This window comes from Kitasatospora sp. NPDC098652, assembly GCF_044760155.1.
In the GTDB taxonomy this organism is placed as follows: domain Bacteria; phylum Actinomycetota; class Actinomycetes; order Streptomycetales; family Streptomycetaceae; genus Kitasatospora.
The window spans coordinates 1-25,340 of sequence record NZ_JBIWAQ010000042.1; the positions used below are offsets into that span (position 1 = coordinate 1).

Genomic DNA, 25,340 nt, shown 5'->3' on the forward strand with positions numbered 1-25,340 from the left:
CCGATAGACAGTACACCCTGTGAACTCCCACAGAGCCCAGTAACCGCAAGGAAAAGCCCCGCCCGGAGAGGTTCCGGACGGGGCTCCGTCGTGGTGGTAGGCGCCTACGCGGGGCGGACGACTCGGTGATGCGGGACCGCCCAGCAGTCCCGCGACCAGAACCGGTCTACGCCGTCAGTCCACGGCTGGCGGTCGTTCGCCGCCCGGGGGTCGTAGCGGGCTTCGTAGCGGTCGGGGGTGAGGATCTGCCACCCTTCCCGCTCGCACCGCAGCAGACCCCTCGTGTTGCCCCTGCGGGTGCCGTCCGCCAGGGTCCGGATGAACACGCGGGGCATCAGCCTGCCACCCCCACCAGTCCGGCCGGGCTCGGAAGCTCGTACGCGCTCGGAAGGTCGTACGCGCTCGGAAGGTCGTAGGCCGTGGCGAACAGTTCCACCCTGCGGCGCATCTCGTCCTCGGGCGTCTGTCGACGCTTCTCGATTGCGGTCCTGGTCTTGAGCCACTGCGGCCAACTGGCCTCGGCGCTTTCCTTGCGTCGCGCTCGCTGCGCTTCCTCGGGAAGGTTCTCCCACCACGCAATCGCCGGGGCTATCCGGAAGACGTACGGCAGGGGCGGCATGGTCTTCAGTAGGTGGTGCGGGTGGATCGGCTTTTCCCATCCGCAGAAGATCAGCTGCGGGGCCTCGGGGGCCGCTTCGGGAGTCACGGCGGGGCGGTGCTTCCCGCGAGCCGGCAGGAACAGAACCAGGGCCCGCAGCAGGGCCCAGACGATAAGATGACGCATTGCTGGCAGCTCCTCGAAAGCTGTTCGGCTAGACCCCCGTTCGCCGCGTAGGACCGGCGTGCGGGGGTTGTTGAGTTTCAGACGGTACATAGGGGTGTCTATGGGTGTCTACAGTTACCCGCAGACACCAGTAACTATCTGCGGGATTCTGTGGGTGTGTACGGTCCTGGTGTGACTGATCTCGACCCGACCCGCGCCAAGTGGCCACAGATCGTGGCGGACTTGGAATCCAAGATCACAAGTGGCGAGTTCAAGCCCGGCCGCTTGCTCTCCGCCGTGCAGCTTGAGACGGAGTACGGCGTTTCTCGGACCACGATCACGAAGGCGATGGCCGCTCTGCGGAAAGCCCGGTTCATCAGGACTGAGCACGGGATCGGTTCGTTTGTCACCGACCCCGCCGACCGCGCCGACCGCGCCGAACAGCAGTAGGCCCCGCCCACTGGTGACCAGCGAGCAGGGCCTAGCGGGGGCGCGGGTTAGGCAATGGTCGATTAAGGATCTTCGACGCCCGCGCCCCCAACCGGAGACTACCCCGCAGGGGTCGCCGGCTGCTCTGCGGCCACTGTGGCGACGTAGGCCCGTGCTGCCTGTTCGATCTGGCGGGCGGTCGTGACGAACACCTCCAGCCGTTGCTTGAACGGGTCGGCGATCCCACCGCCGAGCACAAACACCGAGTGTCCCGGTGCCCGCTCCGCGAGGGCGTGTGCCGTCTCGTCGTCCACGGCGACCAGGTCGGTAGCCCACTCGATCAGCTCGGGCGTCAGCTCGGCGCCCGTGTGCTCCGTCAGGTCGTAGCCGAGGCCCGCCGCCGCCGTGACCATGTACGGGTGGGCGGGGTCGCCGATGTGCCAGTCTCGGAGCCCGGCGGACTTGGCGACGATCACCCCGTCAGACAGGGCGCCGATCAGCAGTGCGGCCAGCGGGGACCGACAGTAGTTCCCTTTGCAGACCACCAGCACCCGCCGCAGGGGCTCAGCCATCCCCCTTCACCCGCTCAATCTGGAACGTGATGACGCCCAACGCCTCCTTCTCCGGCGGGAAGATGGCGTAGATCGCTTCGAGCTGTTCGGCCTCGCTGGCGTTTGGGTTGACCGCCCGCACGTCCTCGGTACCGAACATCTCCTTGAACGTCTTGTACTTGCCAACGCGGGTCACGCGGGTGAGGCAACTGAGTTCGCGGCACGTGAAGTTGATCAGGTCGCCGACCTTGATGCGGAGCATGCTGGGGTACTGCACGCGGACTTCGACGGTCTTGGAGCCGTCCGCGATCAGGTCGAAGTACTGGCGGTAGATCGCCATGGACTTGGGGCGCTTCGCCTGAGTTTGGTTCGTTGCAGGCTTGCGGGTGGTCACGATGAGTCGTTCCATCTCGGTTGTGGTGTAGGACCGGAAGAAGTGCCGGGGACTGCTGAGCAACAGCTCACCAAACCCGGTCAGCGTCCTTACGTAGTCCTCGGGGGTGCCGGGCCACAGCGAGGGGTTAAGAAGCCACCCGAACGGGGCGCCCTCGGCGGGTCCGGCCTCGGCCGTCTCACGGAGCAGGCTCTTACTGAGCTTGCCGCCGTCAGGGCCGAGAATCTGAGGGGTGAAGATGCGCGCGGGGGCGGTCGCGGTGGGACCGATGGCGGACTGTGCCCCGTCCACCAGCGAGCAGCCGTACACCCAGTCGCCGCCCTTGACCATCACGCGCAGGGTGCCGTCCGGCCGGTAGGCCCGTTCCTTGACGACGTTGCGGTACAGGGTGGCCAGGTCCACGTACCCGCCACCGAGCGGCGTGATATCGGACTCGTACCGGCCGTGGTCCATGCATACGGACTCGAACAGTGCGCCGGAGTCGTCCAGTTCGAGCAGGCGGGTTCGCTGCGCGTCCTTCTCGGCCCACCCGCAGACCGGGCAGGGCAGACGGATGTGTGCCGAGCCGGCCGAGGGGTCGAGCCAGTACCGGATTTCCTCCAGGTACTCCAGCGTGCGCACGAACTCGGCGCGGAACTCGGGGCCGTCCTGCTGCGCGGTGTAGGTCGTCACGCCGTAGGGGACGTTCGTGCGGGCCGAGAGCGCGTCGAACAAGGGCGTGTAGTGCTCGGCGACCAGTGCGCCGATGGCGTCCGGTCCGAGTTGGTGAACGTAGGTGCGCTGGTAGCGGTGCCCGGTCTCGGGGTCGCGGACGGTCTCGGCGGGCGCGTTGTCGAGCGCGTGAAACTCCACGTCCACGTCAATGCCGTAGTCGTCTCGGGTCTGCTCCGCGAGCAGGAACGCGAGCGACTGCACCAGGTGCGTGCCGATGTGCGGGTGCCCGTTGATCTGCGTCCCGACCACGAACCGGATGCGCTCGGGCTCCTCGGCGAAGACGCGCGGGCGGAGCACGTCCAGCGTGCTGTCAACGGCGTTGGCCAGCACCGTGTTCGGGGACCGGAGGACGTCCTCCGGCGCCGTGATGGTCATCGTGTGCTCTCCCTCTGGTCGGTGGTCCGGTGAGGTAGTGCGCGTGCAGTGGTGCCCCGTTCCGGCGGGGGTGTTGACCCTTCCCCGCCCGCCGGAACGGGAGTTCACGGGGCGCTGTGCGCCCGATGCGGAGCCGGCTCGCCGGGGCGCGTCCACCCGAGGGGGAACAACTCCGGCTCTCCGGGGAACAGCTCGGCCCACTCGGCGGTCAGGATGCCGCCCCACCGGCCGCACGTCAGGCACCGCCAGACCGGACCGCCGGGACCGCTCAGCATGGCTCCGGGCCCCGTATCCCGCTGGATTTCGTGGCCGGGGCCCTCGGGGCACTCGCTCATGTGCCGTTCTCCGTAGCTGAGTTCTCGTCTGTGCCCCGCCCTGGTCGTCCGTGGTCCACAATTCACGTCACCAGGGCGGGGGTTGTGCCACCCGGCGCAGCGCAGGCAACGCCGGGAGTGCAAGGGGTCGCCCCGATCCGGGCCGAGGATCGGACCGAGGCGACCAGGCGCGCCACCCTGCGCACCCTTCCGCCGGGAAACCGGCGGGTGTACCCGGAGCACGGGGGACGACTCCGGGAGATCAGGAGACCACCGAGCGGGCGCGCGTGCGGGACAGCAACCCGTGCCACGGGTGGAGCTGGATGGTCCGGCGGAACCGGGCGGTGTACTTCCCGTAGTGGTCCCGACAGACGGTCATGACCGTGCGGCGCCCTATGGCCGGTATCGGCGTCACGTCCAGAGTTTGGCCGCACGGCCAGCACCAGCCCGTTTCCCAGTGCAGCCCGTCCGGCACGGTGGGCGTGTCGGTCGGCGCGGTCACTGGCGCACCCGGCCCCGCCGTACCTCTCGACACAGCGCCGTACCGTGATGCTGAGCGGCGCGGACACGGGCTCGCGCACGTCTTCGGCGCCACCAGGTTTCCCAGTCTCCGCCGTAGACGATGCCGAGCATGGCGACCGCCAAGGCGGAGAACCACCACACCCACCGACGCGCGGACAACGGGTCGAGCTTGGCCAGGGCGACCACCAGAGCGGCGGGCCCGAGGGCGACCACCACGGCCAGGGCGACGCGGGCGAGCCGCCGTTTCATCCGGCGTACCTCCCCTGTGCGCGGGCGGTCGCACGGGCCGCCTCGGCGCGCACCTGGTCGTTTCGCGCCGCCACCCGGACCGTTCCGGGCTCGGCGGACCACGGCTCGCCACCAGCCGGCGGGGCCAGCAGCCATCCCCCGGCACCGTCGGGGCCCTGGTACTCGCCCACCCGATCAGCGGCCGTGTCCACCACCAGCTCACCGGGAAGGGGAGTCCAGAGGGGCCTAACGGTCTCGCTGTGCGTCTCGCCCACCAGGTTCACCGCCCAAATGCTGAATGCCCGTCACGTCAGTGGGACGGTACGGGCATTCGGCTGTGACGATGGGGACAGATTGTCCCCCCACCCGGAAGCCTTACGCGGCTACCCCGATTGACTCGGCGAGTTCGACCGCAGAGCGGCGCAGCGGACCTACTGCCTGCCGTTCGAGTGCAGCCGCGAGGGTGCGAGCGCCAGGGACGTACCGGACGCCCTCGGGGGTGACCTTGACCGCCTCGCCGAGGTAGTGCACGGCTGCGGTGATCTCGCGCTTCTGGTGGTACCCAAAGGCGATGTCGAGCAGCAGACGAGACCGCCTCTCCAGCGAAGCGATGCTGCCGGGGTCGATTTGCTCCGAGCGGTGCAGCGCTTCCCCCGGTCGTCGCAGTCCAACGCCGATAGAGACTCCATACACCGCCACGTTCGACGCACCGAACGCGCTTTGCGCGTGCCAGTAGCCAGCGGGAAGCCTCTCGGCGACGCGGGCCGCCTCGTCCAAGTGGTGAAGCGCTGGCCCAGACACCCCGTCGAGCCCATGGGTGCACGCCGCCTGTAGGTGCAACTGGCCATAGGCCGCCAGGACTTCCGAGTTGCCCGAGTCGAGCAGTGGCCGAACCAGGCCCATGCCAAGCTCGGCGGTGTGCACAGCCTCATCCACGTAGCCGACTGCGCGCTGACCGATGCTCACAGTCCACGCCCCGAGGGCCAGGGACACCGGGTCGTCCGCTTGCTCCGATGCGTCTCGGGCCCTGTCGAGCGCGAGCCAGTACAGCTCTGGTTCGCTGATGTGAGCGAGCATCCGTTGCACCAGCCGGTACAGGTCAGCCAGCGCGGCGTACGCTGCCCGCCGCTCCTGCCCGTCGTGTCCCCGTACGGCTCCGTGAGCTTGGCTGAGCAGGTCCGGCAGCAGGGCGCCAACTTCGGTGCGCTGGTGCGCCGATGTGTGCCACAGGCGCCATGCCTGCTCTACCCGGCCGCGCAGAATCGTTGCCGACACCAGGTCCGCCGGGGCCGGCTGGAACGACACCGAGTGCATCACTCGGCGAATCTCCGAGACGGCAGGATGCGACACCTTCCCGGGCTGGTCTGCGGGGATGCTCAACGTGTCCCCGGTAAGGGCCGACACGTCGTCTACGTGAAGCACCTGCGCCAGCTTGATCAACAGGGCTACGCCGCGAATCTCGCGCTCCCCGCTCTCGATCTTCTTAAGCCAGTCAGACGAGCGCCCGACCAGCCCGGCCGTAGCGGCACGGGTCATCCCCCGACGCTCGCGCACGGTCCGGATTCGCTCGCCTGTAGTCATCTCTGCTGGTAGGTCCGTCATTGGGGCCTCTCCCGCCACACGCGCTGATGTGGTATCAGCGTACGCCCGAACGGGGCTATGGAAACGTGCCAAGCGAGAGTTGCCCCGCCACTCCGGGGGGTGGCGGAGCCTTGTCGTTCCTACGCGGCGAGCGCTAGCAGTTCGACCACCAGGGCGCGGGTCGTCAGCGGCGCCGACGCGAGCAGCACCGAGGGCGCGGGCTCACCCGGGGTCCGGTCCACCAGCCACAGCGCCCACGCGGGGCCGTCCGCCCGCCGCAGGGGCAGCCTGCGCACCGCGATGCCGTACCGCTCGGCCAGGCCGTAGCCGACCAGGTGAGCGCCGAGGCGGAAGCCGACCGACCAGGCCGTGACTTCGCAGTCGTAGGACAGCAGGAACTCACGTCGGGTGCTCACGCTGCCTCCAGCATGGTCGGGGCCGGCTGGTGGCACCCGTGCGCGCAGCAGGTCAGCGGTTCGTCCCACTGCACCCACCGGCCGGTTCCGGGGCTGCGGACCCATTCGACGTAGCCAGCGAGCCCGCCGGTTTCGGTGTCCCTGGCCAACACGCGAAACGCCTTGTACGGGCTCCGGGCGATCAGCCGAGCCACGATGCCGCCTTGGGTCTCCAGCGTGCGCAGCAGGTCCAGGCACGTCCGGATACGGGTCTCGGCGAACAGCTCGGGCAGCTCGGGACAGGCGGGCCACACGCCGGGCGTGCCTCCCCCCGACGCGGACACGACGACAGTTGTTCGAACTCGAAACTCGTTGCGGTGCGTAACCATGCCCTGACGTTAAACCACGAGACCGACAATCGGCAGCCCTTTTCTTGGTGTGATCTAGGCCACTCCTTAAGCTGCCCATTAGGTTGCCTTTACCATCGATAAGGGGCCCTGACCTGCATGTTTCGCCACGTGTCGCGCCCCGCGGTTTGGCGTGAACACGATTGTCTGTGGACATGAAAAAATCCCCCCTCACCGAAGCAAGGGGGGGGCCTTTTCAGTGACTCACAGTCAATGGATCATGTGTTCGAGTCGCGTTCATCCTTCAACTTCCTTGGCCGCGCGAGGAGTAGTGCAGCCCGGCCGGCTCGGCGAACCACGGTGGCTACGGTTCGCCCCTCGGCGTCCCGGACGTGCACGTCCACCAGGGCGCCGCACCGGGTGATCTCGACTGTCCCGCCGTCGCGGGTCGGCAGGGTCACCACGTCTGAGCTCCGGCCGCGTACAGCTCGGCAAACCTGGTCTTGCCCTTGATCCGGGCTTGCTTCACCTGGTACGGGGTAACGCCCATGGCGTCCGCCAACACCGCGTCGGGCTGGTCACCGTAGAGCCCCACGGGGGCAATGCCGTGGTCGGCCTTGAGCACGTGTCGCTGACGCTCGCTCAACAGGCTTAGGGTGCGCTGGACTTGCTCGCGGATGGCGTTGCGCCGTGTGGTGTCGTAGTCGGCCGCCTCGACCAGATCGGCGGGCACCTCGGCAAGGACCGCCACCACGTCCCGGAGGGCGTCGCCCGAATCGTCCTCCGCGTCCGCGCTCCGGTGCGGGTCGATCGATTCCGTCCCGAGCCAGGACAGCAGCGCGGCGTATGCCCGATCCCGGGTCATCTTCCGGGGGCCCATTTCGTCGGTCGTGGCGATTTGAACGGCTGCGAACGGGTCTCCGGCGGCCAGCGTGATTGCAAGCTCGAAGTCTCGGGCCGTGCGCTCCGAGACCCCGGGACGGCGGTGCTTGCGCCGTTCTTCTGACATGGCGGAGTGCAAAGCCTGGTCAACGTAGTGCATGAACTTGCGCGGGTTGTCCCCCTCGAACGTCTGGAGAACTTCCCACAGCCGGACGCGCCCCACCGAGGCAAGATCGTCAGCCAGAGCGTAATCCGCCCAGGATTCGCTTATGGCATACTCGCGGGCTCGCTGCTGAATCAGGGTCTCAGCTTCGGAGATGATGGCGGATATGGCGGAAAGGTCGCCATTCTGGGCAGCGCTTATCTGGCCAGGGGTAAACGTAGTCATTGGGCCTGCTCCGTGTTCGGGTCGCTTGCCCTTGTGAAGGGCGGAGGTTTCCCGGAACGCGGAATGCGGGGTCGCTAAATGGCCCCGCGGCCGTTAATGAATGCGCCTCAAAAAGGGCATAAAAATGCCCCGTCCCGGATTAGCAGGACGGGGCTTGCGCATTGCCTGATCTCTGCGTGGCAATGAATTTAGGTATGGACCAAGTAGCGGGCAAAGCATCTATTACGGACTATTGGCGCATGGCGGACATAGGCTCGGGATCGTGCCCCGAACCGAGATATTTCGATGACGCCGAGTAGCTTCCGGCGCTCCGCATCGTCCCTAGGTAGGGTCTCTGACCTGCGCCCATACGCCGGAGGTCGTAGCCGCAGGGCTATGTGTGACCTATCTGTGATGCCGGAGCGGGAACAAGTGACGGGGTGTTAGAAATCGGCGCCGTAGAGGCTGCCCCACGACCGCCCGCCTATCTCGGCCTCGGCCGTGATGGGCACGCCGTACAGGTCCCACGTCATGCACTTCTCAAACTCGCGGGCAACCTCCTCGGCGTTCTCGCGCGGGGCCGACGCAAGCAGCTCGTCATGAATTGGCAAGCGGCAATAGGGAAGCAACCCGGCCGATTCGACATTCAGCATTGCCTGCCCGAGTACATCGCGGGCAACGCTTTGGCAGGCATAATTGACCACAGCGTATGTACGGTCTCGGTCCAATGGAAGCCGCCGGCCCACGGCCGAGATGTAGACCATGCCGTTTTGGAAAGCCTCGCGCTGCCAGCGGCGGGCAGCCCTCTTGATCTCGGGAAACTGCCGGTCGTAGGCAATGAGGGCTTGGGCAATCTCTTCTTCGGGCGCCCCGGTCTGGCGGGCAATTGTGGTTACCCCGCCGCCGTAAACTTTTCCGAACCCGGCGCCCTTGAAAATCTTGCGGTGCTTCGGGGTCGCAGCGTCGCCCTTGATAAGGCGGGCGGTGTAGGCGTGGATATCGAAGCTGTCGCCCCCGCTAAGGAATCCAGCCTTCATTTTCCGCACGTCCGCGAGGGCCGCCAACACCCGCATTTCGATGGCCTGAAAATCAGTGCTGATCATGACGTGCCCCGGCTCGGCGAGGATTGCGCGGCGGATCACGTGGTCGGAACTCGGTAGCTGGTGGAGCCCGTCCGTCACGGACATGCGGCCCGTGCGCGCCGCGAGAGCGGACACGGTGGGGTGTATGCGGCCCTCGGCCGAGAGCTTCGATATGAACCGCTCGGCGTAGGACACGCCCCACTTCCCGGCCCGCTTTCCGCGAAGTACCGCGTCAGCCAGGGGATTTGGCTCCCGTGCGCCGATCCGCTGCCAGTCCCGGTCAAGGTCCGCGAGCGGCAACAGAACGGCCTTGTCCACCTTGAGCGCGCCGGTCTGCGTGCGCTCCGTCAGGGCCTCGCCCATGCCTTGCAGGGCCTCGGCCACCTGCGCGGGGCTCCCGAGCGAGACGACCCCGTACCGGGCCGCCAGGGCCGCGTACCGCTCGGCCTCCTCGGCCAGCCGGCGCGCGAGCTGCTGCGCGTACTCCTGGTCCACCAGCAGCCCGGCCCGCTGCATCACGGCGCACAGCCGGGCTATCTCGTGCTCGTACTCCACCAGGCGCACCGGGACGCCGAGGCGGTGCAGCTCGGCCCGCAGAACGGGCACCAGGCGGGCGGTCAGGATCACGTCCAGCCCGGCGTACAGGAGGTAGGTCGGGTGCAACAGGTCGATTCCCGCCCACCCGGTTTCTTTCGTGTATCCGAGGCTGTTGAAAACCGCCGTCAGGCCGTTCTGAGTATCCGGAGCGGACGGGTCAACCCAGCGGGCGGAGAGCGGCTTTAGAGCGGTCCCGATTCCGCCGTCTTGGGGCGGCCTCGGGTCGTGGAGCATGGCCAGGATGCGGCTGTCTGTCGTCCGGGGTGCGAGTTCTTCCAGCGGGATTCCCGCGCACCTGTTGATCACCAGCCAGTCATAGGCTGCGTTGTGAATCAGGATCTCTCGGCACCGCCGCAGGGCGTCCCGGGCATACGCCTGGTGGTATCCGCCCCGTTCGTAGAGGATCACCCACGCGTCGCGGGCGTCCCCGAATTGGACGGTGCGGAGCCGGAACGATGGGCCGAATATCTCCAAACCCGTGGTCTCTGTATCCACGGCCACGGGGCCCCGGCGACGGGCCCGGTCGAGCCAGGCCGAGAATTCCTGTAGATCCTCGGGCGTCTCGGGCACGTGAACCGTGATGGTGTCTCCGGCGATTTCGTGCCGGTACTCGATCATGCTTCCCCCCGAAAGCAAAAAGGGGCCGCCCACCTGGTCAAGGTGGACGGCCCGCGTGGTGCTGGTGTCAGGGTCCGAATATGCCTGGCCCTGTCGGTTCGGGCCCCTGGCCGGCGAGCCGTACACCGGCCAGCGCGATGCCCCGCTTAGTGGTCCTGCGGACCGCTCCGCGTTCCTCCATGGCGTCGTAGAAAGAGCGCCGAGTCCACTGTTCCCGGGCGGGAAGGTTCTCGGCTTCACACCACGACAAATACTCGTTGAAAGCCTCGTTTCCGTTCATGAGAACGGAGTCTTCCGCGCTTTCCAGGATGCCCGGGAAGAAGCCTGCGAGCGGGTCCGAGGTTTCGCGGTACTCACGCGACGCACCCGTGATGACCTGCGGGTCTTGCAGCCCTCGGCGGTACCACTCGACCGCACCGCGCACCGCCCACGCTGCGATTCCCTCGGCCTCGGCCAGCAACTTCCGGTCCAGATCGGGATCACGCTCGTGCGGTGCAAAGTAGCGCGCGAAAGGCAGCAGCTTGACCCGCCGCCAAAGGCCCTCGTCCTGCGACTTGAATTTCGGCTTGTGGTTGGTCGCCAGCAGCAGCAGGAAAGACGGCTTGAACTCAAAGAATTCCTGACGGAGGAAACGCGCCGAAATCATATCCTTGCCGGTCACCCGCTTAAGAATGGATTCCGACATAGCCTTCCCGGATTCGCCCTCGCTGGCCATTACCAAACGGGCGCCGCGGAGGGCCGCCACATCATTTGGAATTCCGCCACTCTTGCGTTCCTCGAAAGTGGCGAACGGGGTTGTCTTCGTGATGCTGCGGAACACGGAAGTAAGGGTGTCCACCAGGACGCTTTTCCCATTCGCGCCCTTACCCCACAGCACGCCGAACGCCTGTTCCGTCACGTGCCCCGTGATCCCGTATCCCACCAGCCGCTGAATATAGGCGGGCATCTCCGGCATGCCGGGGAAGATTTCCGAGAGGAACTGTTCCCAACGGGGGCACTGCGCGCACGGGTCGTAGTTGATATCGAGCCCGTACGTCAGCAGGTCCCCGAGGTCGTGCGGGCGGATTTCTCCGGTCCGCAGGTCCACGGTGCCGTTCTTGAAATTCAGCAGGTCGGGCCGGTTGTCGAAATCCGAGGCGTCGATAGAGACGGACGGAACGGAACATAGCTCGGTCAGCAGGGCGTCAATCCTGCTGGTCATGGTGAATCCGCGTGCTAGCTGGTTCTGACCGGCGAGCACCAGCGCCGCGCCCATGCGGTGGATTTCCTGTCGCACCCGCATATCTGAGCGGACCCATATTCGGCCGTTCCACGTGTAGAAGCCGAGCCCGGCGGCATATCGGATCGTGCCATCGGTGAAAGCGACCAACGCGTGTGCGTTCATCGCGTCCGACTCGCCGAGGGTGGACACCAGGTCCGAGAGGATTCGCGCGGCCTCGGCCCCCTGGTCGCGGGACACGGTGTCGGCCCCGGTGCGGGTCGCCAACTCGGCCGCTCTGGTGGCCTCTTGCACCTCGGCGGGGGCGAGAGCCGGCCGGGCCGACTTCACCGCGCGGTGCAGCTCGGCCGCGAACCGCTCGGGGGCCGACTCGCGCCAGTCGGTCAAGTCCCAGCCAGGGACCGGGATTTGGAGAACGTGAGCGGTCACGCCGTGCTCGGTCAGCCCCTCGGCGAGCCGGGCGGAGAACCCGGCTCCGGCGGTGTCGTGGTCGCCACAGATCACCACCAGCGAGCCGCGCAGCCCCTCGGCCACCTCCTGCACCAGCTCGGGCGAGTTGGCCAGCGAAGCGCCCCGGATGGCCAGCGCGTCATAGCCGACCCCCACGGCGGTGAGAGCGTCCCCGGGGCCCTCGGTCACCAGGACCGTGCCCCAGCCACCGGAGCCGCGCAGCACGCCGTACGGCGCCCACCGCAGGCCCTCGGGGTTGGTGAGGCTGAGCCAGCGCCCCGGGCACCGGCCGCCGAGGTCGCGCCCCTGTAGGCCCCGTGGGGCCCCGTCGAACCCGACCAGGGGCACGGTCAGCCGGGGGTGCGCGGAGTAGGCCCGGGAGACGTACGGGAACCCCTCGGCCTGGTCGCCCGGGTCAACACCGATCCGCAGCTCTGCGGCCGTCTCGGCGTCCACCCCGAACCGGTCGAGCAGGTACGCGCGGGCGCGCTCGGCCCACTGGCCGGTGAAGTCCCCGAGGGCGAGCGAGCACCGGTCCACGTAGCCGGAGAGCGCGGCCACCAGGGCGACGGGCACCAGTTCGGGGCGCGCGGCCGGAACCGTGCTGCCGGGGCCGGTCACGTCGAACAGGTCGGACCACCCGAGGCGGGCCGCCCGGATCACGTCCTCGGTCTTGCAGCCGGCTCGGCACACCAACCGGACCTTGTGATCCTCGCCCCGCCAGATGCGCAGGGACGGCCGCGAGTCGGGGTGTGCGGGGCACAACGCGACGTACCCGCCGTCTGCCTGGTCGAGCACCCCGGAGAACCGGGCGAGCAGATCACGGAACAGCATGAGCCCCCCGAACATCGCTCACCAGGTCCGCGAAGTCCCCGAGGGACAGCGAGACGTACCAGCGGGAGGTGTCGAGCCCCCGGGCCCGGTACTCGACCCCGTACAGCCCGGCCGCATCGTCCACGGGCGTACCGAGGTAGTTCCGCACGGCCGTCCACGTGCTCACCGAGACGTGCACCCGGCCCGAGGCCACCGCCTTGCCGCGCCGCTTGTGCACCACCGCGCCGAAGGGGTAATTCGCGTTCTCCGCCTCGGTATTCGCCTGCCGGAGCCACGTCGGAACGGCCGGGGAACTCACGTCCTTGCATTCCAGAACGAACGGCCAACAGTGAACGTCGCCCACGTCCCGGGCTCCCTCCTGCGCGGCCCTGCGGACGTTCATCCCGTCAGCGGGATTCACCAGCCGGCCGGAGTCGTCCACCAGGCCGAGATACGAATTCAGGTAGTCCCGTACGCGGCTCTCCCATGCCGTCCCCCGGGCCTTGTTCGGGTTACTCACGATCAATCCACCCCCACAGCAGATACGCCAGGGCGCCAATCAGCCCCAGCAGGCACACCGCCTCGCCGAGCAGCGACACACAGAGCCAGAAACCAAACGGCTCGGACGGAATGCTCACGCCCCGTCCCCCTGCCGAATTCGGGCCCCCCTGGCGAATGCATGGGCCGCCGCAGCGAGATACCGCACCCAGTCCGGGCGGGTCTTGTATCCGGGGACCATGACCACCACGTCACCCGGCCCCGCCGCGCGCACGTCCCCCAGAGGCGGAGCCGACTCCGCCGTGATTCGCAGTTCCATTGGTCCCCCGTTGATTGCTAGACGCGCTCGCCCGTGGCGTCCGGAATGATCAGCCGCACGTGTTCGGCGGAAATCCACTCGGCGCGCAGCGTGCGGCGCTTGGCGAAACCGGACTCAATTCCGGTGGGGCGCACCAGCAGCATGGGGCGAAGCCGCCCGCTCTCCAGCCGCGTAGTGACCCGCAGAACGATCGCGTCAGCCATGCGCACGCGGTTTCCCTGGCGTGCCGCGTAGGCGATCAGATCACCCCGGTAAAGCTCCTCGCCGCCGTAGTCGGCGACGACCCCCCGCTTACCCATCCTCGGTTTCCCCCTCGTATTCGATTTCAAGTAGCTGTGTGAATGCCGCGTATGCCTGCTGCGGCTGCACGGCGTTGCCAACGGCCTTGAGCTGCTGGCCCCGGGTGAGCCCGGGAATATCCGTCACCCAGCCCGGGACAAATCCCATGAGCCATTCGGCAAACTTGGCCGTGACGCGGATTCCTCCGCGCGGCCCCCGTTCGGTAGGCGCGGGTGCCGGATAGCCGAACCGCTTTTCCCACTGGTGGATCACGGGGTGGTAGTCGCCCCACCATGCGGAAGGTGAATGACCAGCGTCCGCAAATTCATCCCGCCCTGTCGGGCCGGTCCCGTCCCCGGTCCCCCGAGTCCGTCTGAGGCTGTCGGAGTAGGGCAATAGAAAGCAGACTTCATCGGCGAGCGTGGCCCCGTGGGGCTGGCTTCGGGAATCGGCAGACTGCCCCCCCCCCCCCCCCCCCCCGCAGAATCGCGAGGAACACGGGCCCGCCTTTTGTCGGGGTGCTGCGCTCCGCCATTGATCCCAAGATTCGCCGTCGGCGTCTTGAGGAACCGCGACACAAAACCACCGGTCCCGGTGGTGCGCGGCTCCGATATCTGACGCTCGAATGCAACACCATCGAGCGTCATACCCGATCTCGGCCAAGCCTGAGACGACTTCCGGGAGGCCACGGCGAAGAATCGCGGAAACGTTTTCCAGGAACACGATTCGGGGTCGTAGAACGCGAATCGCTTCAAGGACCGTGTACCAGAGCCCCGAGCGTTCATCTTCCAATCCCTTCCGGAGTCCGGCGTTGCTGATTCCCTGGCACGGAAAACCGGAGGTGATAACGTCCACCTCGCCCACCAGCGTGGACCAGTCGATTTCCGTGATATTGCCGAGGTTCGGGGCGTCCGGGTAGCGCTCGGCCAGGATGGCGCAGGCGCCCGGGTCGATCTCGGCGACGTATCGCACCTGGTCAGAGGTGATGTGCTCGGCCACGACACCGAGGGCGCCGACTCCGGCGCACAGTTCGAGAATGGGCAAGGAAATACCCCCTTCCGGGCACGGAAAGGGGCCCCGCGGCTTGATTTACACGGGGCCCCCGACCGGCTTTTCCGGCTAGAACTTCGGGTCCGCAATCGCCTCGTTCCACGCCTTAAGGACCTTGATTACGGGCTTGCGGTAGCTCACGTCACGGCCCTTCTTCGTGGTGTATTCGACGTGCTCCAGCTCAAGGGAGCACAGGGCCTCGCCGTCAATCTTGGAAAGGGCGTTCTCCACCTCGTGCAGGACCTCGGCGAGCTTCCAAGAACCGGTCTGGAGCTTGAATACGCCAAGGTCGTAATCCTCGGCCAGCCGGAAGGAAACGGAAATGGACGGAGCCGGGCCGCGCTTGCTCTTAGCGGCGGCCTTTCGGTCCTCCATCAGCGCGGGGCAGTGGCACGGCCGGCCTCGGTCCTCGTCGGGGCTGAGGAATTCCACACCATCGCAGTGGTGAATCAGGCTCGGGCCGTTCCAGAGCTTGAGATCGGACGAAACGGCGTCCGGGCCGGAAAGAACGACCTTGACCTTATCGGCGGTGGTCTCCACGTCGATAAAGTTTTCGTTGGTGGAATCGGTCTCGACCGCCACGCCGCCCATGAGCTGAGCGATAGCCGCAGCCACCTCCGGATCACCGGTGGAGACGCGCCACGCGGGCAGCGCCACGGGAATACCGTTCTCCTGCTTGCCGCCGGAGAATCGGCCCACGGTGTCGTCAGAGAAAGTCGCCTTCGGGCGAGCGGCCGGGTCGGTTTCGAAAATGCGAAGCGCCATGAAAGGTCCCCCTGATTTTGGGCATGAAAAAGGGGCGCGGCCCGGTCGAGCCTGCCCCTGAAATTACGTCCTGCAGAACGGTCTAGCTACGCGCGGCGCTGCGTCCCGGTGATGAGCCGGCGGGCGCCCTCGGCGATAGCGCGGCCGATCACGGACTTAGAAGTGTCGCGGTCCCAGTCAAAAACCTTGCGCAGGGTAAGGAACACGTCGAAGACCTCGCGGTCGATTCGGACCGGCTTGAATGCCCAGCCCTCCGGGGTGATGTGCAGAACAGCAGCCCCAGCGAATTCTGGCATGGGCTCGGCGGTACCGTCCGGGGCAATGATCTTGTCCGCGTGGGCATAAGCGGCCATCTGGAGAGCCACGTCCGGATACGTGGACTTGCTCGTCTTCCAGTCCACAATCAGGGTGCGCCACTCCCCGTTTACGTGGTCGGGCTTGCCGTCCTCGCCGAGGCGGACGCGGATAATCGCGTCGAAAGAACCGGCGTACTGGTGGGAATCCGACCAGGCGATATCCTCGGCGCGCACCAGCTCGGGGCGCACGGCGTCAAGGAACTCCGCGAAACCGGCCCGGTACGGCTCTAGGTCCGGGTGGACGCGGCCGATGATCTCGCCCCGGATCATGCGCTCGAAAAGGTCGTGTGCCTCGGAGCCGATCTTTGCCCGCAGCTTGGTGTACCGCGAATGCGCGTTGCGCAGGTAATCGACCGCGCCCGCCTCGTCCCGCTCGGCGATCGACGCCACGGCGGGCAGGTTGGCGACCGCCGTTTCAGCGGTCATCCGGGCCGCCCACCAGACCAGGAAAGGCTTAGGCAGCATGGCGACCACGGAAGTCACACCCGGGTACTTGATCGCGGTTACCGGGTCCACGTACCACCGTGAGCCCCCGCGCTGAATCGTCCGGATCGCTCCGGCCATAGTCCCCCCTCGGGATTGATGGGCGAGGGGTGGTGCGGTTGTGGTTCTCTCCTATTTTTTAGATACACAAGAAAAAAGTAGAAGAAAGGGAGAAAGGCCACCCGTTCACAACCGCACCACCTGTTCGCCCGCTGTGTCAGCGGCGCACGGCGAGCGTGTCCGCGAGTGCGTAAAGGTCTTGCAGCGTCCCGGAGTTGGGCACGGTCACGTCTACCGGGGCGTGGTCTAGCTCGGTCTCCGACACGTGGTGCTCGGCTTCCCCGCCGGCTCCGGCCCCGGGCCGCTCGACACGGACCACCAGGGCGCCCCGACTCCGAAGCGCCGCAAGCTCGTTGGCGTATCTCACGTCCGAGACGACCACGGGCAGGTTCCACCGGTCGGCGGTGTCCACCTTGGCCAGGGCGAGCCGTAGCCAGTGGTCCGCGTCGCCCTGGCGGACGCCCTCGCCGAGCCGCTGCAACGTCCTGCGGACCTCGGGATACTCCGCCTTGCACCGCTCCCAGCCATACCGGCCGATCACCTCGGACAGCCGGATAGGCAGGGTGGCCATGCCGAGCGGCTGCGCGCCGATGATCGGGTCAAGGTCGAGCGCGGCCCGCTTGAGCGAGTCGGCGAACGCAACCCGGGTGAACGCGAACCGCTCCACCAGCCGGCCCGCGATGCTGTCCTTACCGCTCCGGGCCCGGCCGAGTAGGGCCACGTGCCGGTAGGTCACTCGCTCACCTGGAACAGCGCGGCCTGTGCCGGGGCCTGGTCGCGCTCGTCGTCCTGGTGCTGGTCGTAGTGGTCGTTCACCTCGACCGGGACGGGCTTGGCCAGGGCCCGCGCGGTCTTGCCGTCCTCGGCCCGCTGGACAGCCTCACCGGTGCCGAGAACGGCCGCCGCCAGGCCGAGCACCAGGGCGGACGGCAGGGACGGCACGTAGTGCGCCACCAGGGCCAGAGCGGCCACCAGAACGGCGTAGATCCGGGCCGGATGGGTCGTGATGAACTTCAAGGGAGCCCCCAAAACTGGTTACGAAGAGTGAGAAAAGGGCCCCGCGGGCCAGCTGTCCGAGCAGCTGCAAAATGCACCCAGAAACGGACATGCCGGGCGCCGCGGAGCTGACGGAGAGTTACGGAATGCGAAGCGTCTGGCCCGGGGTGATCACGTACGGAGCGCGAATGCCGTTGGCCTCGGCGATGCGCTGCCAGGACACCCCGAGGCGGGCCCCGATCACGGACAGGGAGTCGCCGGAGCGCACGGTGTAGGTGGTCGAGCCGGCACCCGGCAGGGTGAGCCGCTGGCCGATCTGGAGCACGTACGGGGACCGCAGGCCGTTCGCCTCGGCGATCTTGTGCCAGTCGATTCCGAGCCGCTGGCCGATCTCGGACAGGGTGTCGCCGGAGCGCACGGTGTAGGTGCCGCCGGTCGAGCCGCCGCCACCACCGCCACCCGCGAGGGCCTGCGCGCGGCGGACGATCTCGGGAAGCTGCGCGACGATCGCGGAACCGGGGCAGGACGTGTGCCCGCCCCACGCCGAGCCGCCCATACCGTGGTAGCCGAGGCCCCGTCCGCCGGTCGAGCTGGTGACCGCCAGCGGGACGCCGTAGACCTGGTGAGCCCACGCCAGGACGGCCGCGCACCGGTCGAGCTGCGCCGAGGTGAGCGAGTCACCGCCGCGCCCCTCGTTCTCGACCGAGAGCCAGTTGCGATTGCCCGCAGCCTGCGCCCACGCCCGATCGGCGGTGTCCACCCACTGGTAGAGCTGACCGCCCTTTCCGGTGCCGAAATGCGAACTGGCCTGCGCGGCAGGGTTCCGGAACCAGGAATCGGTACCGGAAAGACTGCCGTCCATGATGTGGATGACCACACCCTGTACGGACTCCTGTCCGCCCCGGGTGAAGTTGCTGGGAATGGGGCGCCACTCGGCGCCGGGCATGCGTGCCATTTGATTTCCCCCTGTTTTGGGCATGCAAAAGCCCCGCCGGGTAGGCCCGGACGGGGCTCGGATTCTGTATTCGGTTCTCTGGTGCGCTACTTCGTGAGCGCTTGCACCAGGCTGATCACGGCCGCGAGTACGCCTGTCACGGCGCCGATGGGGAGCGCGTAGCGCCACGCCTCCAGCGCCCGCAGGCGGGACTCATGGTCGGCGAGTTCTTCCCGCACGCCCTCGGCCTGCTGGCCCATGGCGCGCACGTCCTCGCGCAGCCCAACCACCTGGTCATAGACCTCTCGGGCACCGATGTGGATCGTGCCGAGCTGGTCAGGCGGGGTCGGCGGGCCCGGTGAGTGGGACGGATGCATTCGGGTCGGTTCCCTCGGTGCGGATCGTTACGGCCGCAGCGAGCGGGCGATAGTCAACGGTCCTGCGCAGTAAGGCGGTTACGGCCGCCTCGGCCACGCGCTGCACCTCCTCGCCCGCCCTGCGGATGGTCTCTGCTGTCGGCGGCCCGGGGTCCTGGCCTGTCACGTACGTGACGATGGCCCGTACGTCCTCGGGCGGGAGCGTGATCGACAGCGTGTATGCCTGCGCGTCTGCGGGCACGGTCGCTCTCCTCTCTGGTCAGTAGCCGGCCGGGGCCGAGACGGCCGACCAGGCCCCGGCGGTGGTCGCCCCCGGGGCGGTCCTGGTGGACACCCCCGAGGCCAGGCCGAGCCACACGGACAGGCCCGGCGTGCCGACGCTCTGTCTGGCTTGCAGCAGCACGCGCCGCCACGTCCCGGCCCGGGTGTGCGGCGGGTCAAGGGTGTGCAGCCATTCGCAGCGAATCCACTGATTCGCCCCGACCCCGAGGGCGGTCACGGCGCTGGTGAAACGGCCGGAATCCACGTCGTAAAGGCGGAACTCCACGAATCCGGAGCCGGACACCGTGGCCCGGAAATCCAGCCGGATAACGGGCTGATTCAGCCCCCCGATTCCGATCTGTGCAACCGCTCGGAAAGCCGTTCCGGCGCCCCACCCCTCGTACGGGGATGCGGGCAACGGCTCGTCGCGGGCACCCGTCCTCGGGTTCCTCTCCAGCGCGTCAAGGCGCCGCCGCAGCTCGGCGAACTCCCCTGACAGGCTAGGGACTTGCAGCGCTCCCGACACTGGCGAACACCTCCCCGGGCACCAGGGACAGCGTGCACTCCTCGCCGCCGTCCGTGAGCTTCACCGACTGCCCGGTGATCTTGTACGTGCCATCGAGCACCAGGCGCCCGCCGGCTCGGGCCCGCACCCGGGCCTGTTGCCCCGGCAGCACGTCCCCCGGGCCCGGATACGCCGATGGGTAGAGACGAACAGCCGGAATTGTGACGGGAGTTGAACCCTCGGACACCATCTGCTGCGCGTACGCGGTGAGCGTGTCCGCCCGGATCACGTCCTGGCGGGACTGGACAGCCGACAGGCGGGGAATCCGGCGGCCGGGCTCGGTCTCGGCGGGCAGGTTGTACCACCAGGCCGCGAGCTGGTTTTCCGCCTCTCCGCCGCCAGTTGCTACCGCTTCCGTGACCATGCTCGTTCCGTCCACCGAGGCGGACGGGATATCGCAATTCGCCCCGTGCTCCAACACCAGGTCACTCGGGTTCCCCGAGGGCGGGCCGAACTTGAACGCATTCACGATCCGGCCCCCGAACCACCAGTGATCAATCCGGAAATCGAAACCGTCGCGGACCCCGGACAGATCCTCGACCACCTGTCCCACCATCTTCCGCTCATAGGCCCGATAGGTGCGGTCCCGGAGGATGCCGGTTGCCGCCGAGGCGTCGAACGTGAGCGCTTTCGGGCCGGTGTTCCAGGTGTATTGCCCGGTGCCGTCCGCGAAATCCTGCACCAGGCTTTGCACTATGGCGCCCTGGTCGCGCTGCACGAATACGGCGTCATAGGTGATCTGCCGGTGCCGGTAGTACTCCCACAGGCCGAGACAATGAAGCTCGGCCGTCTCGCTCTCCAGGTCGAGCGAGAAAGCGACCAGGGGCCCGCCCCATACGATCTGTTGCCCGCGCTGGATATAGACCAGCACGCGCCACGGCTTGAGTGCCGACCAGTCGAAAAGGGAAAGCGGGACCTTGACCGATGCGGAACCGGGCTCGCTGATACCCCGCGAGAACGCGAGATCGGTCACTGCCAGTTCGCCCCAGATATCGCCGGACATGAACTCGGCGTAAATCACGCGGTAGTCAGGCACTGGGCATCACTCCAGCGGAATGACAGTCATCTGTGAATACGACTGCCACTCGTCGAACTGCGCGAACCCGCCTTGCGAGTACAGCGAATGCCACACCTTGAGCGGCTTGTTCTTCGGAATGAGAACCTGCGCCGAACCCCAGTGCGGCGTAAGGCCCTGGTTTGTGCGCTCGTACTTTCGGAGCGATTCCCAGTAGAACGCTGCATCGCTGAACGTCCAAATACTGTGCCAGCCTTCGCGGTCTGCGGGGCCGGTTACCCGGACCTGGTAATTCAGGATTCCCACGCGGTCGTACGCGGCGGCCGGCCCGTCGTACCGCATCACCAGGCCCGACCCGTTGAGATCGGGGGAGTCCACGCCCCACCAGCCGGTAGAGCCCCGGCCGGTCTGCCCGGTCATAAAGGCCCGGTTGACCAGGGGTTTAGCGTCGGTGGCGCCCTTGACGTAAATCCGGTCCTCGTCGCTGTTGTAGATCAGTCCGCCCCGGGACTGACTACCGGCGACCGCCGCGACGCTCTGTCCCGCAGCCGTGCGGATCGGCGCAAGAACGGTCGGATCACCCTGGCCCGTGGTCGAGTACCGCAGATCCTCGATATCGGCCGCTGTGAGGCTTGTAGCGCCCTTCTTGACGCGCACCTTGGCAAGGATCAGATAGCTGTCGTACGGCACACTTGGGGCCGCCGCACCGTCCGTTCCACGCACCACGTCAATGCACCAGCCGGCCGCCATGTTCCCGGGCGCGTAATTCGCTAGGGGAACCTCGGCGTAGGTGGTCACGTCGTTATCGTCGGAAACGCGCACAATTACCAGGTCGTAACGGTCCGCGGTGGCCGATGCGGTACCGAGATTGAATTGCACGCCGGGGCTCGGAAGATCCACGTAGAAAGCGTGCCGGGTATCCCGGACGTTAGCCTTTGTGAGCGGCACCCAAGCCCGTCCGCCATTTACGGCAACGCGCGCCGAACTTCCGGCAACAGCCGACACCTTGAGCGCATCGCCCGCCGACCCCGGGATCACACCGATATTGAATCCCCGGATATCCGACAGGACCGCCCGGAAATCCCCGGAGTCGTATTCTCCCTTGTGCAGGTAGATCGGTGCGCGGATACCTCCCGCCATATGTCACCCCCTAAATCCACGCGGAACGCCAACGCACGTCAGCACCCCGCGACTTGTCGCCCAACAGGTCATCGAATTCGAGCCGCAGCGTGCCCGGCCGGAACGGGAACCAGACGGATTCCGGCGTCAGAGCGCCGTACCGCGAAGCGCCGTTGAGAAGCACCGCGCGGGACCGGGTGTCGATGGTCAGCACCTCGGCCGTGGGCACCGTGAGTTGCACGGTGATCCGCTCGCCCGTGCTGCGGTTGAGAATCGTCGGGTTCACCACCGGGCCCGTGATCGTGTACACGGGCCAGGTCGGGGTATTCCCGTCCACGGTGATATCAGCGGGTGGAGCGATGAATACGGCACCCGCTTTCATGAACCCCCACGGGAACCGCATCGGGAACACCGGGACGCTTCCGCGCGGACTCACCGGCAGCACCCGGGCCGTGGACTCCTGGTCGGCGTAGAGCAGCGGATCGGCCGCCCACAGCTCCACGTCCACCCGGGCGGCCCCGGCCGCGTACACCGCGCCGAGCGGCGCCGAACGCTTGCGCACCCGGGCTGTCAGCCGGCTCCTGTCACCCGCCACGCCCGGAACGGCGAACCGGAGCACCTTGTCCCCGCCGCCGGGCTGGAACGCCCGCAGAACGTCCGCGAGGGCGCCCGGGTCATCCAGCACCGTGACGCCGAGCTGCACCACGCGGGCCCCGAGGTAGTCCGTCCCGGACACCGCGCCGTGCCGCTGCAAGAGGCTCCGGTCCGAGCTGCGGACCTCGGGACTGTCCAGCAGCCCCGAGGGTTCGTGCAGCACCACCGAGCCGGGGCCGCCCAGTAGGACGCCCCCGTACTCCATCGTGAACGGCTGCCCGTCGTAGACAGCCAACTAGCCACCCCCTGTGCGTAGTTGCCAAGCGATCTCGCGGCCGATCTCCCAAGGGCTGGCCCCTGTACGGGCGTTGACCGTGATGGACGGAGCCGCAGCACCCGCCGCAGGGCCCGCCGGAGCGAGAACCGGAGCGGGCACCCGCACCGCCGGAACGGCCACCAGGGCCCGCAGGCGGGCGGTCAACTCGGGCTCGGCCTGGTCGATACCGGCCGTGATGCCGGGAGGAATCCAGCGGCCCACCTGCGCCGCGAGAACACGCGACGGAGAATGAATTCCGAGGGCGTCAGCAATAGGCCCAGGAATGGCCGACTTGGCCCAGCCAACTAGCTTGTCCTTGAGCCAGCCACCCATGCCGGAAATACCGTCCCAGATGCCGCGCGCCAGGTCCTTTCCCTTTTCGACCAGCAGCGATCCGAAGTCGCCTAGAGCATCCTTGATCTTGCCCGGCAGCGACTTGCACCAGTCGATAAACTCGCCGAATTTTCCGGTGGCTGACGACGCAAAGTCACCGACCGACCGGGCTGCATCGCGGACAGTCGTGGCCACGCTGCCAAGCCAGCCGATGAAATTCCCAATCCAGCCGATGGCAGTTCCCAGCGCCGAGAACAGCCCGGAGAACACCGGGCCAGCCCAGCGAATCAGGATCGGCACGACAACGCCCGCGATGTTGGCCGCGAGCTGACCCAGCCACGAAAGCAGGTCAGAGACAACCGAGACCACCGGCTGTGCCGTGTCCACCAGTTCGCGCAACTTGCCGCCGATCAGCTCGACAGCCGGCGCGACCCGATCCCGCATGAAGTCCGAGACCGCCGAGAAGATGGGCGTTAGATTCTCGGCCACCGCCGAGTAGACCCGCATTGCGGCGGGCCAGACGGTTTCCAGCAGAATCCGGCCGAGCGCCGAGAGAATCGGGACGACCGCCGAGGCGACCGCCGAATAGACGGTCATCATGGCGGGCAGCAGTTCGCCCGCTACCACCTGCCCGAGACCCTGAAAGGCCGGAAGCAGGGTCGTTTGGGCGACCGAGACAATGCCCTGAATTCCGGGCATCAGGTCGTCGCGCAGGGTCGAGCCGAGCCCGACCACCGTCTGACCGAACGCCCCCACCGAGGCGGGCCCCGGCCCGCTGAAAATGCCGAAGAAACCCGAGGCGAGTTGCCGCCCGTAATCCAGCGCAGGGCCGAACACGGCGGACACCACGGCGCCCCCGCGCTCCAGCGCCGGAATCACGTTGTCACCAATCAGATTGGTGATCCCGACTTCTATCGAGCGCTTGAACTGCTCGATCTTCGCGCCCGCGTTGTCATGCAGGGCGGAGCCCATCTTGTCGGCGGCTCCGGCCGTGTCCCCCAGCGCCTTTACGGCGGTGCTCGGGTCCATGGCCAAAAGGGCCTGTCCGAGGTCTTCGGCCTTAGTTCCGAAAAGTCCGACTGCGGCTTGTGACCTCTCGGCGGGGTCCTTTATAGCCTTGATGCCGTCGAGCACCTGTTGCAGGCCCTCGCGGGCACCAGGGCCGCCCGCCGCAATCTTGCGGGTCATATCCTCGGCGGAAAGCCCGATCGCCTCGTAAGCGGCCTTGCTGGTCGCGCTTCCGTCCGTTGCGCGGATTTGAAATTCTTTCAAACTGTCCGCGATGGTGTCGGTATCGCGCGCACCCGCCGCCATGCCCTGAGACATAAGCCCCATGGCATCGGCGGCAGAAAGTCCCAGATCCCGGAACTTCGTGCTGTATTCATTGAATGTGTCCGCCATGTCATCGGCGCGCGGACCCATCTTTTGCATTCCGGCGGTCAGAATGTCGAGCGCTTCTGTGCCGTCCTTGGCAAGTCCATTCTTGAGAATCTGGCCGACCGCATTACTGGTCTGCCCCAAATCCAGCTCGAACGTTTTGCTAAGGTCGGTGACCTTGCCGGTTATGCTCTCAATCTGCGCATTGGTGGCGTCCGGCGGAAGGATGCCCGACCGCATCACACCGGATATCGCCTGCGCTGCCTCCTCGACAGAATCCGTGACCCCGCCTGCGTACAGCTGACCGGCGGCCTTTCCGTACCGGGCGGCTTCCTGCGGGGTCGTTCCTAGCTGGGCTTGGATCTTGCCGTTGATCGCGCCCTGTTCGAGAGCGTCGGAGAACCCCTTGGCCAATACCGCCGCAGCGGCCAGGCCAACGGCCAGTAGAGAGCCTTTGAGGACCCCACCCATTTTCCCGGTGAAGCCCTCGCCGGCTGCCTCTCCGCCGCTCTCTCCGGCCTTTTCGGAAGGGCCTGTGACGTGCCCTTGCAACTGCTCGGCGAACCCCTGGACTTCCGGGACGACGGAGACATAGCCCACCCCGACTTCAACGGCCATCAGGTATCACCCCCGGTGGCCGGCTGGAACCGGGACAGGTATTCGGCGACCTCGGCCGTACTCCGCTTCGTTCCGCCGATTCGACCCGCTCTGACCCCGGGACGCGGAATCGGCTGCGGGCGTGCACTCGGGTGTTTCGCGCCTGCGTTGCCCCTCTGCCAATTCGCCTCGGAAAGGCGGTCGTGCAGGGCCGCGAGTAGCTGTGTCTCCAGCGTCCACGCGGCATCGGGACCGGATATCTCCCGAGCCAGTGCGGAATCTGCCGGAAGGTGCGCCACCAGGGCCCGCAGGCGCCGCCACGTCAGCCCGGAACCGGGCCGGAACACGTCGCGCAGGTCGGTGCCGTAATAGCGCTGGATATCGGCTTCTATGGCCTCGCCGTAC

At 67.2% G+C, this 25,340-nt stretch carries 27 protein-coding genes; 1 reads left to right on the plus strand and 26 read right to left on the minus strand.

Annotation, left to right across the window (positions count from 1 at the left end):
* Positions 1–334 precede the first annotated feature (334 nt).
* The gene (locus ACIQWA_RS39670) at positions 335–784 is read right to left on the minus strand and encodes a hypothetical protein (protein ID WP_402491733.1); all 450 of its coding nucleotides are present in this window, start codon (positions 782–784) and stop codon (positions 335–337) included.
* 171 nt (positions 785–955) lie between these two features.
* On the opposite strand from ACIQWA_RS39670, the gene ACIQWA_RS39675 reads away from it, so the two are divergent.
* Entirely contained in the window at positions 956–1,213 is a 258-nt protein-coding gene (locus ACIQWA_RS39675; RefSeq protein WP_402491736.1) for a winged helix-turn-helix domain-containing protein, read from the plus strand.
* 98 nt (positions 1,214–1,311) lie between these two features.
* On the opposite strand, the gene ACIQWA_RS39680 is transcribed toward ACIQWA_RS39675, so the two are convergent.
* The 25 genes from ACIQWA_RS39680 to ACIQWA_RS39800 all read right to left on the minus strand — a co-directional run bounded on the left by ACIQWA_RS39680 (position 1,312) and on the right by ACIQWA_RS39800 (position 24,956).
* Positions 1,312–1,764 carry a low molecular weight phosphotyrosine protein phosphatase gene (locus ACIQWA_RS39680; protein WP_402491738.1) on the minus strand — a complete coding sequence of 151 codons (453 nt, stop codon included), beginning with the start codon at positions 1,762–1,764 and terminating at the stop codon, positions 1,312–1,314.
* Entirely contained in the window at positions 1,757–3,226 is a 1,470-nt protein-coding gene (locus tag ACIQWA_RS39685; RefSeq protein ID WP_402491741.1) for an ASCH domain-containing protein, read from the minus strand. The genes ACIQWA_RS39680 and ACIQWA_RS39685 overlap by 8 nt, the downstream gene beginning before the upstream one ends.
* 576 nt (positions 3,227–3,802) lie before the next feature.
* Positions 3,803–3,955, minus strand: coding sequence for a hypothetical protein (locus ACIQWA_RS39690; protein ID WP_402491744.1), 153 nt, complete (start codon positions 3,953–3,955; stop codon positions 3,803–3,805).
* 83 nt (positions 3,956–4,038) lie between these two features.
* On the minus strand, positions 4,039–4,311 hold the full coding sequence (locus ACIQWA_RS39695) for a hypothetical protein (RefSeq protein WP_402491746.1): 273 nt from the start codon (positions 4,309–4,311) through the stop codon (positions 4,039–4,041).
* A gap of 354 nt (positions 4,312–4,665) precedes the next feature.
* A complete protein-coding gene (locus ACIQWA_RS39700; RefSeq protein ID WP_402491749.1) occupies positions 4,666–5,892 on the minus strand; it encodes a helix-turn-helix domain-containing protein in 1,227 nt (408 codons plus the stop codon).
* Positions 5,893–6,011: 119 nt separating this feature from the next.
* Positions 6,012–6,287 carry a hypothetical protein gene (locus tag ACIQWA_RS39705; RefSeq protein ID WP_402491752.1) on the minus strand — a complete coding sequence of 92 codons (276 nt, stop codon included), beginning with the start codon at positions 6,285–6,287 and terminating at the stop codon, positions 6,012–6,014.
* On the minus strand, positions 6,284–6,655 hold the full coding sequence (locus tag ACIQWA_RS39710) for a hypothetical protein (protein ID WP_402491754.1): 372 nt from the start codon (positions 6,653–6,655) through the stop codon (positions 6,284–6,286). The genes ACIQWA_RS39705 and ACIQWA_RS39710 overlap by 4 nt, the downstream gene beginning before the upstream one ends.
* 415 nt (positions 6,656–7,070) lie before the next feature.
* Positions 7,071–7,883, minus strand: a complete 813-nt coding sequence (locus ACIQWA_RS39715) for a sigma-70 family RNA polymerase sigma factor (RefSeq protein WP_402491757.1) — start codon at positions 7,881–7,883, stop codon at positions 7,071–7,073.
* 422 nt (positions 7,884–8,305) lie between these two features.
* Positions 8,306–10,159 carry a DNA polymerase gene (locus ACIQWA_RS39720; protein ID WP_402491760.1) on the minus strand — a complete coding sequence of 618 codons (1,854 nt, stop codon included), beginning with the start codon at positions 10,157–10,159 and terminating at the stop codon, positions 8,306–8,308.
* A gap of 67 nt (positions 10,160–10,226) precedes the next feature.
* Positions 10,227–12,662, minus strand: coding sequence for a phage/plasmid primase, P4 family (locus ACIQWA_RS39725; RefSeq protein ID WP_402491762.1), 2,436 nt, complete (start codon positions 12,660–12,662; stop codon positions 10,227–10,229).
* Positions 12,649–13,083, minus strand: a complete 435-nt coding sequence (locus ACIQWA_RS39730) for a hypothetical protein (RefSeq protein ID WP_402491764.1) — start codon at positions 13,081–13,083, stop codon at positions 12,649–12,651. The genes ACIQWA_RS39725 and ACIQWA_RS39730 overlap by 14 nt, the downstream gene beginning before the upstream one ends.
* A gap of 70 nt (positions 13,084–13,153) precedes the next feature.
* A complete protein-coding gene (locus ACIQWA_RS39735) occupies positions 13,154–13,279 on the minus strand; it encodes a hypothetical protein (RefSeq protein WP_402491766.1) in 126 nt (41 codons plus the stop codon).
* A 196-nt stretch (positions 13,280–13,475) separates the two neighbouring features.
* Positions 13,476–13,757 (minus strand): hypothetical protein, encoded by a 282-nt coding sequence (locus tag ACIQWA_RS39740; protein ID WP_402491769.1) that lies wholly within the window; start codon positions 13,755–13,757, stop codon positions 13,476–13,478.
* Positions 13,750–14,781: a DNA cytosine methyltransferase gene (locus tag ACIQWA_RS39745; protein ID WP_402491772.1), complete on the minus strand. Its 1,032-nt coding sequence runs from the start codon at positions 14,779–14,781 to the stop codon at positions 13,750–13,752. The genes ACIQWA_RS39740 and ACIQWA_RS39745 overlap by 8 nt, the downstream gene beginning before the upstream one ends.
* A 75-nt stretch (positions 14,782–14,856) precedes the next feature.
* The gene (locus tag ACIQWA_RS39750; protein WP_402491775.1) at positions 14,857–15,552 is read right to left on the minus strand and encodes a hypothetical protein; all 696 of its coding nucleotides are present in this window, start codon (positions 15,550–15,552) and stop codon (positions 14,857–14,859) included.
* 86 nt (positions 15,553–15,638) lie between these two features.
* Complete coding sequence (locus tag ACIQWA_RS39755) at positions 15,639–16,373, minus strand: hypothetical protein (RefSeq protein WP_402491847.1); 735 nt, start codon at positions 16,371–16,373, stop codon at positions 15,639–15,641.
* 235 nt (positions 16,374–16,608) lie between these two features.
* The gene (locus tag ACIQWA_RS39760) at positions 16,609–17,187 is read right to left on the minus strand and encodes a hypothetical protein (RefSeq protein ID WP_402491778.1); all 579 of its coding nucleotides are present in this window, start codon (positions 17,185–17,187) and stop codon (positions 16,609–16,611) included.
* Positions 17,184–17,468 carry a hypothetical protein gene (locus ACIQWA_RS39765; RefSeq protein WP_402491781.1) on the minus strand — a complete coding sequence of 95 codons (285 nt, stop codon included), beginning with the start codon at positions 17,466–17,468 and terminating at the stop codon, positions 17,184–17,186. The genes ACIQWA_RS39760 and ACIQWA_RS39765 overlap by 4 nt, the downstream gene beginning before the upstream one ends.
* Before the next feature lie 118 nt (positions 17,469–17,586).
* Positions 17,587–18,402 carry a LysM peptidoglycan-binding domain-containing protein gene (locus ACIQWA_RS39770; protein ID WP_402491783.1) on the minus strand — a complete coding sequence of 272 codons (816 nt, stop codon included), beginning with the start codon at positions 18,400–18,402 and terminating at the stop codon, positions 17,587–17,589.
* Between the two features lie 86 nt (positions 18,403–18,488).
* Positions 18,489–18,758 (minus strand): hypothetical protein, encoded by a 270-nt coding sequence (locus ACIQWA_RS39775; protein WP_363622520.1) that lies wholly within the window; start codon positions 18,756–18,758, stop codon positions 18,489–18,491.
* Positions 18,759–19,017: 259 nt separating this feature from the next.
* Positions 19,018–19,161, minus strand: a complete 144-nt coding sequence (locus ACIQWA_RS39780; protein WP_402491787.1) for a hypothetical protein — start codon at positions 19,159–19,161, stop codon at positions 19,018–19,020.
* Between the two features lie 358 nt (positions 19,162–19,519).
* Complete coding sequence (locus ACIQWA_RS39785; protein ID WP_402491790.1) at positions 19,520–20,620, minus strand: hypothetical protein; 1,101 nt, start codon at positions 20,618–20,620, stop codon at positions 19,520–19,522.
* A gap of 6 nt (positions 20,621–20,626) precedes the next feature.
* Positions 20,627–21,739, minus strand: a complete 1,113-nt coding sequence (locus ACIQWA_RS39790) for a hypothetical protein (protein ID WP_402491793.1) — start codon at positions 21,737–21,739, stop codon at positions 20,627–20,629.
* 10 nt (positions 21,740–21,749) lie between these two features.
* Positions 21,750–22,607 carry a phage distal tail protein gene (locus ACIQWA_RS39795; protein ID WP_402491796.1) on the minus strand — a complete coding sequence of 286 codons (858 nt, stop codon included), beginning with the start codon at positions 22,605–22,607 and terminating at the stop codon, positions 21,750–21,752.
* Positions 22,608–24,956 (minus strand): phage tail tape measure protein, encoded by a 2,349-nt coding sequence (locus ACIQWA_RS39800; RefSeq protein ID WP_402491799.1) that lies wholly within the window; start codon positions 24,954–24,956, stop codon positions 22,608–22,610.
* Positions 24,957–25,340: the final 384 nt, after the last annotated feature.

Excerpts from the sequence above, each read along its gene's own strand:
- ACIQWA_RS39670 (WP_402491733.1), bottom strand. The coding sequence starts at position 784 with ATGCGTCATCTTATCGTCTGGGCCCTGCTGCGGGCCCTGGTTCTGTTC.
- ACIQWA_RS39680 (WP_402491738.1), bottom strand. The coding sequence starts at position 1,764 with ATGGCTGAGCCCCTGCGGCGGGTGCTGGTGGTCTGCAAAGGGAACTAC.
- ACIQWA_RS39685 (WP_402491741.1), bottom strand. The coding sequence starts at position 3,226 with ATGACCATCACGGCGCCGGAGGACGTCCTCCGGTCCCCGAACACGGTG.
- ACIQWA_RS39695 (WP_402491746.1), bottom strand. The coding sequence starts at position 4,311 with ATGAAACGGCGGCTCGCCCGCGTCGCCCTGGCCGTGGTGGTCGCCCTC.
- ACIQWA_RS39700 (WP_402491749.1), bottom strand. The coding sequence starts at position 5,892 with ATGACGGACCTACCAGCAGAGATGACTACAGGCGAGCGAATCCGGACC.
- ACIQWA_RS39710 (WP_402491754.1), bottom strand. The coding sequence starts at position 6,655 with ATGGTTACGCACCGCAACGAGTTTCGAGTTCGAACAACTGTCGTCGTG.
- ACIQWA_RS39715 (WP_402491757.1), bottom strand. The coding sequence starts at position 7,883 with ATGACTACGTTTACCCCTGGCCAGATAAGCGCTGCCCAGAATGGCGAC.
- ACIQWA_RS39720 (WP_402491760.1), bottom strand. The coding sequence starts at position 10,159 with ATGATCGAGTACCGGCACGAAATCGCCGGAGACACCATCACGGTTCAC.
- ACIQWA_RS39725 (WP_402491762.1), bottom strand. The coding sequence starts at position 12,662 with ATGCTGTTCCGTGATCTGCTCGCCCGGTTCTCCGGGGTGCTCGACCAG.
- ACIQWA_RS39740 (WP_402491769.1), bottom strand. The coding sequence starts at position 13,757 with ATGGGTAAGCGGGGGGTCGTCGCCGACTACGGCGGCGAGGAGCTTTAC.
- ACIQWA_RS39750 (WP_402491775.1), bottom strand. The coding sequence starts at position 15,552 with ATGGCGCTTCGCATTTTCGAAACCGACCCGGCCGCTCGCCCGAAGGCG.
- ACIQWA_RS39755 (WP_402491847.1), bottom strand. The coding sequence starts at position 16,373 with ATGCTGCCTAAGCCTTTCCTGGTCTGGTGGGCGGCCCGGATGACCGCT.
- ACIQWA_RS39770 (WP_402491783.1), bottom strand. The coding sequence starts at position 18,402 with ATGGCACGCATGCCCGGCGCCGAGTGGCGCCCCATTCCCAGCAACTTC.
- ACIQWA_RS39775 (WP_363622520.1), bottom strand. The coding sequence starts at position 18,758 with ATGCATCCGTCCCACTCACCGGGCCCGCCGACCCCGCCTGACCAGCTC.
- ACIQWA_RS39790 (WP_402491793.1), bottom strand. The coding sequence starts at position 21,739 with ATGGCGGGAGGTATCCGCGCACCGATCTACCTGCACAAGGGAGAATAC.
- ACIQWA_RS39800 (WP_402491799.1), bottom strand. The coding sequence starts at position 24,956 with ATGGCCGTTGAAGTCGGGGTGGGCTATGTCTCCGTCGTCCCGGAAGTC.